At 54.1% G+C, this 11696-nt stretch carries 14 protein-coding genes and 1 pseudogene; 10 read left to right on the top strand and 5 right to left on the bottom strand.

Going from position 1 to position 11696, the window contains the following annotated elements; translation table 11 throughout:
• Positions 1 to 115: pseudogene (locus LZ634_RS17830) on the top strand (IS1 family transposase); the annotation flags it as partial.
• 396 nt (positions 116 to 511) lie between these two features.
• A complete protein-coding gene (locus LZ634_RS17825) occupies positions 512 to 1489 on the top strand; it encodes a tyrosine-type recombinase/integrase (RefSeq protein ID WP_013087234.1) in 978 nt (325 codons plus the stop codon).
• Between the two features lie 212 nt (positions 1490 to 1701).
• Here the strand turns inward: LZ634_RS17825 and LZ634_RS17820 are convergent, their stop codons facing one another.
• The 4 genes from LZ634_RS17820 to merR form a co-directional block, all read right to left on the bottom strand.
• Positions 1702 to 2118 carry a type II toxin-antitoxin system YafO family toxin gene (locus LZ634_RS17820; RefSeq protein ID WP_023338064.1) on the bottom strand — a complete coding sequence of 139 codons (417 nt, stop codon included), beginning with the start codon at positions 2116 to 2118 and terminating at the stop codon, positions 1702 to 1704.
• Complete coding sequence (locus LZ634_RS17815) at positions 2109 to 2636, bottom strand: hypothetical protein (protein ID WP_225986326.1); 528 nt, start codon at positions 2634 to 2636, stop codon at positions 2109 to 2111. Before LZ634_RS17815 ends, LZ634_RS17820 begins: the two co-directional genes overlap by 10 nt.
• A gap of 124 nt (positions 2637 to 2760) precedes the next feature.
• Entirely contained in the window at positions 2761 to 3489 is a 729-nt protein-coding gene (locus LZ634_RS17810) for a DsbA family protein (protein ID WP_220420590.1), read from the bottom strand.
• Positions 3490 to 3526: 37 nt separating this feature from the next.
• Positions 3527 to 3982, bottom strand: coding sequence for an Hg(II)-responsive transcriptional regulator (gene merR, locus LZ634_RS17805; RefSeq protein ID WP_001166628.1), 456 nt, complete (start codon positions 3980 to 3982; stop codon positions 3527 to 3529).
• A gap of 71 nt (positions 3983 to 4053) precedes the next feature.
• Here merR and merT point away from each other — a divergent pair, with 71 nt between their 5' ends.
• From merT to LZ634_RS17770, 7 genes are all read left to right on the top strand, one after another.
• Entirely contained in the window at positions 4054 to 4449 is a 396-nt protein-coding gene (gene merT, locus LZ634_RS17800) for a mercuric ion transporter MerT (RefSeq protein ID WP_001294653.1), read from the top strand.
• A 15-nt stretch (positions 4450 to 4464) separates the two neighbouring features.
• A complete protein-coding gene (gene merP, locus LZ634_RS17795) occupies positions 4465 to 4740 on the top strand; it encodes a mercury resistance system periplasmic binding protein MerP (RefSeq protein WP_000732275.1) in 276 nt (91 codons plus the stop codon).
• A 27-nt stretch (positions 4741 to 4767) separates the two neighbouring features.
• Positions 4768 to 5193: an organomercurial transporter MerC gene (merC, locus tag LZ634_RS17790; RefSeq protein ID WP_000522996.1), complete on the top strand. Its 426-nt coding sequence runs from the start codon at positions 4768 to 4770 to the stop codon at positions 5191 to 5193.
• A 38-nt stretch (positions 5194 to 5231) separates the two neighbouring features.
• A complete protein-coding gene (merA, locus tag LZ634_RS17785; RefSeq protein ID WP_000209296.1) occupies positions 5232 to 6917 on the top strand; it encodes a mercury(II) reductase in 1686 nt (561 codons plus the stop codon).
• Between the two features lie 17 nt (positions 6918 to 6934).
• Positions 6935 to 7300 carry a mercury resistance co-regulator MerD gene (gene merD, locus LZ634_RS17780; protein ID WP_001277466.1) on the top strand — a complete coding sequence of 122 codons (366 nt, stop codon included), beginning with the start codon at positions 6935 to 6937 and terminating at the stop codon, positions 7298 to 7300.
• Positions 7297 to 7533 (top strand): broad-spectrum mercury transporter MerE, encoded by a 237-nt coding sequence (merE, locus tag LZ634_RS17775; RefSeq protein WP_001087807.1) that lies wholly within the window; start codon positions 7297 to 7299, stop codon positions 7531 to 7533. Before merD ends, merE begins: the two co-directional genes overlap by 4 nt.
• A gap of 65 nt (positions 7534 to 7598) precedes the next feature.
• A complete protein-coding gene (locus LZ634_RS17770) occupies positions 7599 to 7811 on the top strand; it encodes a DUF3330 domain-containing protein (RefSeq protein WP_000993245.1) in 213 nt (70 codons plus the stop codon).
• A 124-nt stretch (positions 7812 to 7935) separates the two neighbouring features.
• On the opposite strand, the gene LZ634_RS17765 is transcribed toward LZ634_RS17770, so the two are convergent.
• Complete coding sequence (locus tag LZ634_RS17765) at positions 7936 to 10950, bottom strand: Tn3 family transposase (RefSeq protein WP_234507604.1); 3015 nt, start codon at positions 10948 to 10950, stop codon at positions 7936 to 7938.
• A gap of 159 nt (positions 10951 to 11109) precedes the next feature.
• Here LZ634_RS17765 and LZ634_RS17760 point away from each other — a divergent pair, with 159 nt between their 5' ends.
• A complete protein-coding gene (locus tag LZ634_RS17760; protein WP_117249888.1) occupies positions 11110 to 11682 on the top strand; it encodes a recombinase family protein in 573 nt (190 codons plus the stop codon).
• Positions 11683 to 11696 lie beyond the last annotated feature (14 nt).

Below are 11696 nucleotides of genomic sequence, written 5' to 3'. Positions count from 1 at the left end.
GCCGGGCAGTGACGTCATCGTCTGCGCGGAAATGGACGAACAGTGGGGCTATGTCGGGGCTAAATCGCGCCAGCGCTGGCTGTTTTACGCGTATGACAGGCTCCGGAAGACGGTTGAGGAGGGTTGCCAAGAGTCGCCTATTTATATGCGCCCTATTTTCTCACCAATTTCTTGAATAAATGACATAACGTTTTTTTGAATCGAAGTTCGATAAACTCGATTAACTATTTATTATTTAATATGTGCCAACATAAAAATCAGAATGGTAAAAGCTAATCAATCCCACAATAAGTTTAATGATGCTTATTGTAGAATCATCCTCTTCCATTTTTGCATTGCTTTTAGATAAAGCTATTGGCTTATCAAAAGCATGTTGTAATCGTACAGCTAAGAACAAGTGCTTCAAGTCTACTTATTAAAATGTACCTTTGAAAAAGTAGACTTTCTGCGGTACGCTCTGACAGTAAGTTTGCCCCCGATTTTTTACGCAGCGCGCCGGACGGAGCCCGACATGATCCTGATTCCCGATGACGAACCGGAGCTGAGTCTGCCCGCAGCCAGTGAGGAATTCCTGCCGGCGCTGTCAGGTGAGAATGCCCCGGTCAGCCCGGCCCGGGCCTACCTGCTTTCACTCAATTCCCACCGCAGCCGGCAGACCATGGCCTCGTTCCTGAACATCGTCGCCGTTATGCTCGGAGCTGCCTCCCTGGAGTCCTGCAGCTGGGGCAGCCTGCGGCGCCATCACGTGATGGCCGTGACCGAACTGCTGCGCGACACCGGCCGGGCCACCGCCACCGTCAACACCTATCTTTCGGCACTCAAGGGCGTGGCGAAGGAAGCCTGGATGCTCAGGCTGATGGACGTGGAGAGCTTCCAGCACATCCGGGCGGTCCGTAACCTGCGCGGCAGCCGTCTTCCGCGCGGCCGGGCCCTGCCGCCGGAGGAGATCCGGGCGCTGTTCGGTGCTTGCGAGGCCGATGACTCCAGCATTGGGGTGCGCGATGCGGCGATGCTGGGTGTCATTCTCGGCTGCGGCCTGCGACGCTCGGAGGCCGTGGGGCTCGATTTGTGTGACATTGTCACAGATGAGCGGGCGCTCAGGGTACTGGGTAAGGGGAACAAGGAAAGGCTGGCCTATATGCCGGCGGGCACCTGGCAGCGGCTCAGAAAGTGGATCGATGACGTGCGGGGAGAAAAAGACGGGCCGCTGTTCACCCGTATCCGCCGCTTTGACACCCTGACGAACGACCGGCTTACCGACCAGACGGTGTACCATGTCCTGCAGGTGCGCCAGCGCCTGGCTGGGATTGCAAAATGCGCACCGCACGATTTAAGGCGAACCTTTGCGACCTCCATGCTGGATAACGGCGAGGACTTAATCACTGTAAAGGATGCCATGGGGCATGCCAGCGTCACCACCACCCAGCAGTACGATCGCCGCGGCGAAGCGCGCCTGCGCACGGCTCGTGACCGTCTGGATCTGATATGAACTTAATAACATACCAAGATGATAAGTTAACAAGATAGTGTGCAAAGATGCTCGCAGGCTGCGCGATTTTCTCGAATGGTTCAACAGTGGAACTTCCGTTAAAGTAGGTCTGCCGGTTATCCTGCTTCCCCTTCTGAACCGGGGTGGTTTGGATATGCGGGATGGCCGGTCCTTTTCGTTCTTTCGCCGGGTACCATATGTGATTTTGAGGGTTATGAAGCGTGAAAATCTTCTGCAACTTCAGAAAAGTAGCTGAGTAACCGGGTATCTCTCGCTGGCATACGTTCATGAGCCGGTGTTATCAGCCCCATCAGCAGAAAGCGGCCGCTATCCCACATGTGTTCTGTGTAAATGAGATAATGATCTGAGGTACGGTTGTAATTCTCTTGTCTGGCACTCCAGGTGAGCTGGAAATGCAGATTAACGTGAATATGCTGGACGTTAGCATCGACAGCGAATGGCGGGAAATCAAAGGGGGCGTCCCTTCCAAGGAGATTCGACGGTGCGCCAGTTGATTTATACGTGATGAACTCTGCCTGTAGCTGACTCTCCAGCTCAGGGTAAACGGCAAACGTGGGCTGGAAAAACGAATCCCACGTGACATGACTGTACTCAGCCGTTAACGCCATTTGGCCGCAGCCCTGTCGCCTGAATCCAGCAGGTGATTCATGGCCGAGAGGTTGATTCCAGAGTCACGCACTTCTGTCGTTCGCGTGATTTGATCAATCAGACTAAGGTAGTTTTTGGTCGCAAGACTGACCATCTTAATGGCCTTAAAGAACGCAAACTCAACAGAATTCCTGTCATACGACTGAATGATGTTTTTTTCCGGCAACATCAGAACAAAGGACTCTGCGATACCTGCGACATGGATAGTATGATTTCTGATGTCGCTGGCGACTTTGATAGCGCCGGAGAAATCGCTGTCTGCATACCGGGCCAGCTCAATGCGACTTGAGCGTAATTCTTCAGCTACGTCATTGAGAGCAACAGTGAGCTCGCTGATATCGGTTTTGTTGACTCTGGAGCCCATTTCGTAAACCCGTTCAACAATCGTAGGCTGACACGCAACCGCTTTGGGTTGCGGCTGGAAACTGGCAAGAACCAGTGCCACTGCGGCCTGCAAGTGCTGGATTTTAAATTTCACGACGACGGACTCCATAATCATCATCTCTCGACGAGGCGCTGCATTTTACTACTGAACTTAACTATATGCTAAAAAAAGTTGGTTGCATATGTGGCTGGCACAGCAAACAGGAAATTGAAATCCTCTATCTGGCCGTGGCTTTCAGGATTGCTGCCTGGAGTCTTTCAGCGGTTACGGCTTCCGGGAAAACCGTGATGGTATCAGGAGTCGCTCCGCTAACGGGCATGACGATGATCCCCGGCGTTCCGGTGAGTCCCAGCGCCTCAGCCAGGTTACTGTTTTTCTCCAGGGATGCGGTATGGTCGCCAGGAGCTGGGGTGGTCAGTCCCGCCTTTGACGCTGCTCCGTGAATATCCTCCGCCGTCAGTTTGCCTTCATTATGACCGGTGGCGTAGATGGCATTGTGATAGGTGACATAGGCCTGCGGCCCTTTCTTTTGCCAGACCGTCAGCCCCTGCTGTGCTGCCTGAAATGAAGCTTCCCAGCGACCACCAAAAATTGGCCACTCCTTAAAGTGGTAGCGGACGTCCGGCTGCGCTTTCATAACCTTCTCCAGCTCCGGCGCAAAGCGGCTGCAGAACACGCACTGGTAATCAAAGAATTCAATCACCGCGACTTTTGCATTTTCAGGCCCGTAAGCCGGTGTGTCCGGATCATGCAGAAGGTTCGCCTGATTCTCCATCACGCTGAGTGCAAACATTTTCTGCTTACGTACCTCCTGCTGTTCCTGCAGCTTTTGACTGACCGTCACGAGAATCTCCGGGTGGGAGATCAGATAGTCGGCAGCGATTTCTCCGATACGAGCCTCCTGCTCCGGACTGAATACCGCCTGAGGGGCCGAAGCGTGTGCCATTGAAGGGGTCGTCTCAGAATTCGGAAAATAAAGCACGCTAAGGCGTAGTCACCCCGTGACTCCCCCGCGCCGATGCAGCGAGCTTCGTTCCGTCTTGCAGTGACGCAATCAGCGGGCAGGAAACGTTCCCTTTCCGCGCATGGCAGGCGCACACCAGTTCAGACAGCACGGCCTCCATGCGTGCCAAGTCGGCCATCTTCTCGCGCACATCCTTGAGCTTGTGCTCGGCCAGGCCGCTGGCTTCCTCGCAATGGGTGCCATCCTCCAGCCGCAGTAGCTCGGCGATTTCGTCCAGGCTAAAGCCCAGCCGCTGGGCCGATTTCACGAACCGCACTCGTGTTACATCCGCCTCGCCATAGCGGCGAATGCTGCCATAGGGCTTGTCTGGCTCCGGCAGCAGGCCCTTGCGCTGGTAGAACCGGATGGTCTCCACATTGACCCCGGCCGCCTTGGCAAAAACGCCAATGGTCAGATTCTCAAAATTAATTTGCATATCGCTTGACTCCGTACATAACTACGGAAGTAAGCTTAAGCTATCCAAACCAAATTTGAAAGGACAAGCGTATGTCTGAACCACAAAAGTCTGAACCACAAAAGTCTGAACCACAAAAGTCTGAACCACAAAACGGGCGCGGCGCGCTCTTCGCCGGTGGGCTGGCCGCCATTCTTGCGTCGGCCTGCTGCCTGGGGCCGCTGGTTTTGATCGCCTTGGGGTTCAGCGGGGCATGGATCGGCAACCTGACGGTGCTGGAACCCTATCGCCCGATCTTCATCGGCGCAGCGCTGGTCGCGCTGTTTTTCGCCTGGCGGCGCATCTACCGCCCGGCGCAAGCCTGCAAACCGGGTGAGGTCTGCGCGATTCCCCAAGTGCGAGCTACTTACAAGCTCATTTTCTGGATCGTGGCCGCGCTGGTCCTGGTCTCGCTCGGATTTCCCTACGTCATGCCATTTTTCTATTAATCACAGGAGTTCATCATGAAAAAACTGTTTGCCGCCCTCGCCCTCGCTGCCGTTGTTGCCCCCGTGTGGGCCGCCACCCAGACCGTCACGCTGTCCGTGCCTGGCATGACCTGCGCCTCTTGCCCGATCACTGTCAAGCACGCGCTTTCCAAGGTTGAGGGCGTGAGCAAGACCGACGTAAGTTTCGACAAGCGCCAGGCCGTCGTCACCTTCGACGATGCCAAGACCAACGTCCAGAAGTTGACCAAGGCGACCGAGGACGCGGGCTATCCGTCCAGCCTCAAACGCTGATCCGTTAACCGAACTCGGGAGCGACACATGGGACTCATCACGCGCATCGCTGGCAAAACCGGCGCGCTCGGCAGCGTCGTTTCCGCGATGGGCTGCGCCGCCTGTTTTCCTGCCATCGCCAGCTTTGGCGCGGCCATCGGACTGGGCTTCTTGAGCCAGTACGAGGGGCTATTCATTGGCATCCTGCTGCCGATGTTCGCCGGCATCGCGTTACTCGCCAATGCTATCGCTTGGCTCAATCATCGACAGTGGCGACGCACGGCGCTCGGCACGATAGGCCCGATCTTGGTGCTGGCAGCGGTGTTTTTAATGCGGGCTTACGGCTGGCAGAGCGGTGGACTGCTCTATGTCGGCCTGGCCTTGATGGTTGGGGTGTCGGTCTGGGATTTCATCTCGCCAGCACATCGCCGCTGCGGGCCGGACAGCTGTGAATTGCCAGAACAACGTGGCTGACGGCAACAGCCGTAGCCACCACAGAAAAGGAAAAATACATGACCACCCTGAAAATCACCGGGATGACCTGCGACTCGTGCGCGGCTCACGTCAAGGAAGCCTTGGAGAAAGTGCCCGGCGTGCAATCGGCGCTGGTGTCCTATCCGAAGGGCACAGCGCAACTCGCCATTGAGGCGGGCACGTCATCGGATGCGCTGACTACCGCCGTGGCCGGACTGGGCTACGAGGCAACGCTTGCCGATGCGCCACCGACGGACAACCGCGCCGGCCTGCTCGACAAGATGCGCGGCTGGATAGGGGCCGCTGATAAGCCCAGTGGCAACGAACGCCCGTTGCAGGTCGTCGTCATTGGTAGCGGTGGAGCCGCGATGGCGGCAGCACTGAAGGCCGTCGAGCAAGGCGCGCAGGTCACGCTGATTGAGCGCGGCACCATCGGCGGCACCTGCGTCAACGTCGGTTGTGTGCCGTCCAAGATCATGATCCGCGCCGCCCACATCGCCCATCTGCGCCGGGAAAGCCCATTCGACGGCGGCATGCCACCCACACCGCCGACGATCTTGCGCGAGCGGCTGCTGGCCCAGCAGCAGGCCCGTGTCGAAGAACTCCGTCATGCCAAGTACGAAGGCATCCTGGACGGCAATTCAGCCATCACCGTTCTGCACGGTGAAGCGCGTTTCAAGGACGACCAGAGCCTTATCGTTAGTTTGAACGAGGGTGGCGAGCGCGTCGTGATGTTCGACCGCTGCCTGGTCGCCACGGGTGCCAGCCCGGCGGTCCCGCCGATTCCGGGCTTGAAAGAGTCACCCTACTGGACTTCCACCGAGGCCCTGGCGAGCGACACCATTCCCGAACGCCTTGCCGTAATCGGCTCGTCGGTGGTGGCGCTGGAGCTGGCGCAAGCCTTTGCCCGGCTGGGCAGCAAGGTCACGGCCCTGGCGCGCAATACCTTGTTCTTCCGTGAAGACCCGGCCATCGGCGAGGCGGTGACAGCCGCTTTCCGTGCCGAGGGCATCGAGGTGCTGGAGCACACGCAAGCCAGCCAGGTCGCCCATATGGACGGTGAATTCGTGCTGACCACCACGCACGGTGAATTGCGCGCCGACAAGCTGCTGGTCGCCACCGGCCGGACACCGAACACGCGCAGCCTGGCATTGGAAGCGGCGGGGGTAGCCGTCAATGCGCAGGGGGCCATCGTCATCGACAAGGGCATGCGCACCAGTAGCCCGAACATCTACGCGGCCGGCGACTGCACCGACCAGCCGCAGTTCGTCTATGTGGCGGCAGCGGCCGGCACTCGTGCGGCGATCAACATGACTGGCGGCGATGCGGCCCTGGACCTGACCGCAATGCCGGCCGTGGTGTTCACCGACCCGCAGGTCGCCACCGTGGGCTACAGCGAGGCGGAAGCACATCACGACGGGATCGAGACCGACAGTCGCCTGCTAACACTGGATAACGTGCCGCGTGCGCTTGCCAACTTCGACACACGCGGCTTCATCAAGCTGGTCATCGAGGAAGGTAGCGGACGGCTCATCGGCGTGCAAGCGGTGGCCCCGGAAGCGGGTGAACTGATCCAGACGGCGGTGCTCGCCATTCGCAACCGTATGACCGTGCAGGAACTGGCCGACCAATTGTTCCCCTACCTGACCATGGTCGAAGGGCTGAAGCTCGCGGCGCAGACCTTCAGCAAGGACGTGAAGCAGCTTTCGTGCTGCGCCGGATGAGGAAAAGGAGGTGTTCAATGAGCGCCTACACAGTGTCCCGGCTGGCCCTTGATGCCGGGGTGAGCGTGCATATCGTGCGCGACTACCTGCTGCGCGGATTGCTACGGCCGGTCGCGTACACCACGGGCGGCTACGGCTTGTTCGATGACACCGCGTTGCAACGGCTGCGCTTTGTACGGGCTGCCTTCGAAGCGGGTATCGGCCTGGACGCACTGGCGCGGCTGTGCCGGGCGCTGGATGCTGCGGACGGTGACGGTGCGTCTGCGCAGCTTGCCGTGTTGCGGCAACTCGTCGAGCGTCGGCGCGAGGCCCTGGCCAGCCTCGAAATGCAACTGGCCGCCATGCCAACCGAACCGGCACAGCACGCGGAGAGTCTGCCATGAACAGCCCAGAGCACTTGCCGTCTGAGACGCACAAACCGATCACCGGCTACTTGTGGGGCGCGCTGGCCGTGCTCACCTGTCCCTGCCATTTGCCGATTCTCGCCATTGTGCTAGCCGGCACGACGGCCGGCGCGTTCATCGGGGAGCACTGGGGTATTGCAGCCCTCACGCTGACCGGCTTGTTTGTCCTGTCTGTGACGCGGCTGCTGCGGGCCTTCAAGGGAAGATCATGACCGCTTCCCAGCCAGCCGAGAGTGGGCAGCTTTGAGCTTCGCTACCAATCTGGAGGAGTACCACCATGAACGCAAACGCCCCGAACACTGCCAGTTGCACCACCTGCTGCGTATGCTGCAAAGAAATTCCGCTCGATGCCGCCTTCACCCCGGAAGGCGCGGAATACGTCGAACATTTCTGCGGGCTGGATTGCTATGAACGCTTCCAGGCACGCGCCAAGGCCGCGACAGAATCTGACATTGCGCCTGTCCCTGGCGGTTCGCAGCCGTCAGATTGAGGCATACCCTAACCTGATGTCAGATGTTGAGCACAAACAACGTCAGAGTAGGGTATTAATTTATATTTATTGACACATTCAGCCAAGGGTAGGGGTTTGAGGTCCAATGGGGCGAAAACCTACGCTAAGCGTCTATATATTCGTTAACCTGTTGATTTAACGGTCTTAGCTCACCTTTCATCACCTTTTCAGACAAGGTGAATGTGTAATGGCCTAACATATTGATATGGCCATGCATCAATGGTGATAATCTGGATATATCTTCTTCATTAATTTCAGTAGGATGACTATCAGTATTAATATATCCAAGGGCTTCCTGCATATATAACGTATTCCATAAAACAGTAGCATTTGTTACCAGTCCCAACGATCCAAGTTGATCCTCTTGCCCTTCGCGATAGCGCTTTCTGATTTCGCCACGTTGACCATGACAAATGGCGCGAGCCACACTATGTCTTCCTTCACCCCTGTTTAGTTGCGTTAGTATTCGGCGACGGTAATCTTCATCATCAATATAATTCAACAGATACAGCGTTTTATTTATTCGCCCCGCTTCAATGATGGCCTGTGCCAGACTGGACGGACGCGTGCTCTTCAATAAACTGCGGATTAACTCTGATGCTTGTACAGTACCCAACTTAAGAGAGCCTGCAATCCGCATCATATCGTCCCAGTTAGCCTCAATCAGTGCCAGATTAATGCAACCACGGGCCAGTTCATCGAGAGGGCCGTAATCCGCATTTTTATCTACTCGCCAGAAAACGGCATCTCCGGCGTCCGCGAGACGGGGAGAAAACTGGTATCCCAACAGCCAGAACAGGCCGAATATCAAATCGCTGGCACCTGCTGTATCAGTCATAATTTCCTGTGGATTCAACCCCGTTTGCTGTTCAAGTAAACCCTCCAGAACAAAGATTGAGTCCCTCAAGGTGCCCGGTACAACAATGCCGTGAAAACCAGAAAATTGATCGGAAATAAAGTTGTACCAGGTAATTCCCCGATTGGAGCCAAAGTATTTTCGATTTGGTCCGGCGTTAATCGTTTTTACTGGCGTAACAAAACGCATACCGTCAGCAGAAGCAACTTCTCCTCCACCCCATCGCTGTGCCAGGCTCAAGGTAGCCTGATAATCTACCAGGCGGGCATTAGCTTTGATAAGCGTTTCGGCCCGAAAATAATTTTGTTTAACCCAGCTCAGGCGATGCCGGGTTAATGATGGAATATTGTGCTTAATCAATGGCTCAAAGCCAATATTGCAGGCTTCTGACAGTAATACGGCACAAATGCTGATATGCAGATCTTTCGCTCGCGCATTGGACTCGCTGACATGAGTAAATTCTTCGGCAAATCCTGTATGAGCATTGATTTCCAGCAATAGCTCCGTCAGATCCACCAAGGGTAAAAGGCGTCTGACTTGCCTGTTGAGAGTTATCAGGCTGGGTGGTTCATCCAGTTTTTCAAGATTGCTGATAGTCAGCGTAAGATGTTTCCCTGCGTGGTCAATATGAACTGACGCATTATCATTAAAACCATCAGCTACCGTTTTCCAGGCAAAATCCAACTGCTGAGCCAGCTTTTCTGTTGCCTGCCTAGCATTTACAGGGTGACCTAATGCTCGACAGACAGGGACGCGTTGGGCTTGCCATTCTGCCCCTTGTAACAGTTTTGACCGTGGATCACCCCAACGATCGCTATTCTCAAGATAAATATCCCGCCGCCTTAATGCATCCTGAAATCGTTCCAGTAGGCATAGTGAATAGCCAGGTCGTCTCACTCGGCCTTCTTCGTCAAGGACCAGTCGTTTCCAGGCACCGGTGATAATATTTTTCGGCGCATCGTCAAGGATGTGCTTTCTTGAAGTGCCTAGTGACGATAAATAGTTAAAGGCTGCCAGGGTATGTTCTCCCGCCGGAGCAGCCCGAAAAGTTAACTCCCGGAGTACTCTGGGCAGAAAACGGCGAACGCGTCCATATTGTTCAATCATTTCATCTTGGAAATTATTGTCTGCTGGCCGGGCCAGTTCGTTGACCATTTTGACTGACTCAGCCAGTCTTTCTTTGGGAACGCAGGAAAAAATCGATTTTCGGAGGTGCGCATCATCAGTTACCTCATCTAGCAGGAGTGCGCAGGCTTTAGCCAGCATCAACGAAGAGCGGTCCAGATCCTTCAGCGTCCTCAGCCGCTTCTTTTGCCCCGCTTTTTTAGCCTCTCCCGCAATATTAGTGATCAGCATGTCCAAAACATCGATGGCTTCATCCAGCGCAGTGACCTCCAATGATTTAACAAAGGCAATAAGTATCGCTGTACGTTTCTTCATGGGCATACGAGCTATCTTTTTTACCGAGGTAACATTGGCATAGCGGGCGAGACTTTTTAGCTGAGCCGGTGGAAGACCTGTAAAATCAAGTTGCTGAAAACCCAGTTGGTGCAATTTATTATAACGATCCAGTGCATCATTAAACGCAGGACTACTGATTGTCACCGGACCTTTTTTCAGTTGCTCGAACATGGATACTCTCTGGCCTTCACTAAAGCTCAGCAATTCATCCAGTTGTTGTTTCTGTTCATCATTGGGCAATGCCAGTAATCTTTGCCAAAGACGGTGAGCTGCTCGTTCGCGGATTTCGGTGATCACTCTGGAGAGTGTTGTGGCCCCTGGTAATAAAATTTTATGCTGTACCAGCCATGCGGTGGCGAAATCGAACATCAGGCTGGGGCGTTCGTTGCTAATCCAGGCTCGGGTATACAGCAACCGGTTCAATCTGAAGGTCCACGGAAACTCCCCAAATTCATGATAGTAATAATATTTTTTGATTTGAGCGTAATGCTCCCAGCGGGTTGGTTCTCGTTTTGCGTATTCAGCCAGAATATCAGTCCGACTGATTGAAAGTTGCGTGGCCACAAAGGTTTGTACATTTTGCGGAATCAGAGTCAAATCAGACAGGAACGCGCCTAAAAATCGGACTGATGTTAGTTGAAGGGCTAAGCCAAGACGGTTTTGGTCCCCGCGCCTTTGTGCGATGAATGTCAGGTCATTTTCGTCCAGAATAAAATAACGGGACAGTTGTACCTCGTTCGGCTCTGCCGCATAACATCCATAATTTTGCTTCTGCTCTTCAGTCAAAAAATCGATAGGCATCCAGCACTCCTTGCGTAACTATGACTTAGGTCTATTTTTAACTATCTCAAATGTTATAAGTTTTGAGACCGCTCAAAACGACGTCAAACATGAGTATCAAAAATCGCGATTTATACTTTATGATACTACGCAGTATCAATATCGATTTGTGAGACCAATATGGCATTACTGGGATATGCAAGAGTATCAACCAGCCATCAGAAACTGACGGTACAGATCACGGAACTGAAATCTGTCGGTGTCAGAGATGACCGGATTTTTACTGATATGATGTCAGGAGCCACGGATGAGCGCGAAGGGTTACAGCGACTGCTCGCCCGTGCAGAAAAGGATGACATCATTATTTGTACCAAAATGGATCGGCTTGGCCGCAATACCGCAGACATGATCCACATTGTTGATGCTTGCTATAAAAAGGGAATAGCCATTCGTTTTCTGGAGAACGGACTAAGTACAGAAGGAACTATGGGGAAAATGGTGATTCAAATTTTGGCAGCTGTTGCAGAAGCAGAACGAGAACGTATTCTGGAACGTACTAATGACGGCAGAATTGTTGCGATGGCATCCGGTGTCAAATTTGGACGGAAGCCGCACTCGAAAGCAGCACTTGTCAGACAACTTATCAATCAAAAGCAATCAGAAAAAATAATTCTAGAAAAAACAGGGGTTTCTCGGGCTACTTATTTTCGGCTAAAAAAATCTGAAAATAATCAAAAATCATCAGAAAGATAATATTAATCATGATT

Origin of the sequence: Kluyvera intermedia, assembly GCF_021440345.1 — a bacterium.
Lineage (GTDB): Bacteria > Pseudomonadota > Gammaproteobacteria > Enterobacterales > Enterobacteriaceae > Kluyvera > Kluyvera intermedia_A.
This window is presented reverse-complemented; position numbering and strand designations above follow the sequence as displayed.

Excerpts from the sequence above, each read along its gene's own strand:
- LZ634_RS17760 (WP_117249888.1), top strand. The coding sequence starts at position 11,110 with ATGGCATTACTGGGATATGCAAGAGTATCAACCAGCCATCAGAAACTG.
- merP (WP_000732275.1), top strand. The coding sequence starts at position 4,465 with ATGAAAAAACTGTTTGCCGCCCTCGCCCTCGCTGCCGTTGTTGCCCCC.
- LZ634_RS17810 (WP_220420590.1), bottom strand. The coding sequence starts at position 3,489 with ATGGCACACGCTTCGGCCCCTCAGGCGGTATTCAGTCCGGAGCAGGAG.
- merT (WP_001294653.1), top strand. The coding sequence starts at position 4,054 with ATGTCTGAACCACAAAAGTCTGAACCACAAAAGTCTGAACCACAAAAG.
- LZ634_RS17770 (WP_000993245.1), top strand. The coding sequence starts at position 7,599 with ATGAACGCAAACGCCCCGAACACTGCCAGTTGCACCACCTGCTGCGTA.
- merR (WP_001166628.1), bottom strand. The coding sequence starts at position 3,982 with ATGCAAATTAATTTTGAGAATCTGACCATTGGCGTTTTTGCCAAGGCG.
- merE (WP_001087807.1), top strand. The coding sequence starts at position 7,297 with ATGAACAGCCCAGAGCACTTGCCGTCTGAGACGCACAAACCGATCACC.
- LZ634_RS17825 (WP_013087234.1), top strand. The coding sequence starts at position 512 with ATGATCCTGATTCCCGATGACGAACCGGAGCTGAGTCTGCCCGCAGCC.
- merA (WP_000209296.1), top strand. The coding sequence starts at position 5,232 with ATGACCACCCTGAAAATCACCGGGATGACCTGCGACTCGTGCGCGGCT.
- LZ634_RS17820 (WP_023338064.1), bottom strand. The coding sequence starts at position 2,118 with ATGGCGTTAACGGCTGAGTACAGTCATGTCACGTGGGATTCGTTTTTC.
- LZ634_RS17765 (WP_234507604.1), bottom strand. The coding sequence starts at position 10,950 with ATGCCTATCGATTTTTTGACTGAAGAGCAGAAGCAAAATTATGGATGT.
- merD (WP_001277466.1), top strand. The coding sequence starts at position 6,935 with ATGAGCGCCTACACAGTGTCCCGGCTGGCCCTTGATGCCGGGGTGAGC.
- merC (WP_000522996.1), top strand. The coding sequence starts at position 4,768 with ATGGGACTCATCACGCGCATCGCTGGCAAAACCGGCGCGCTCGGCAGC.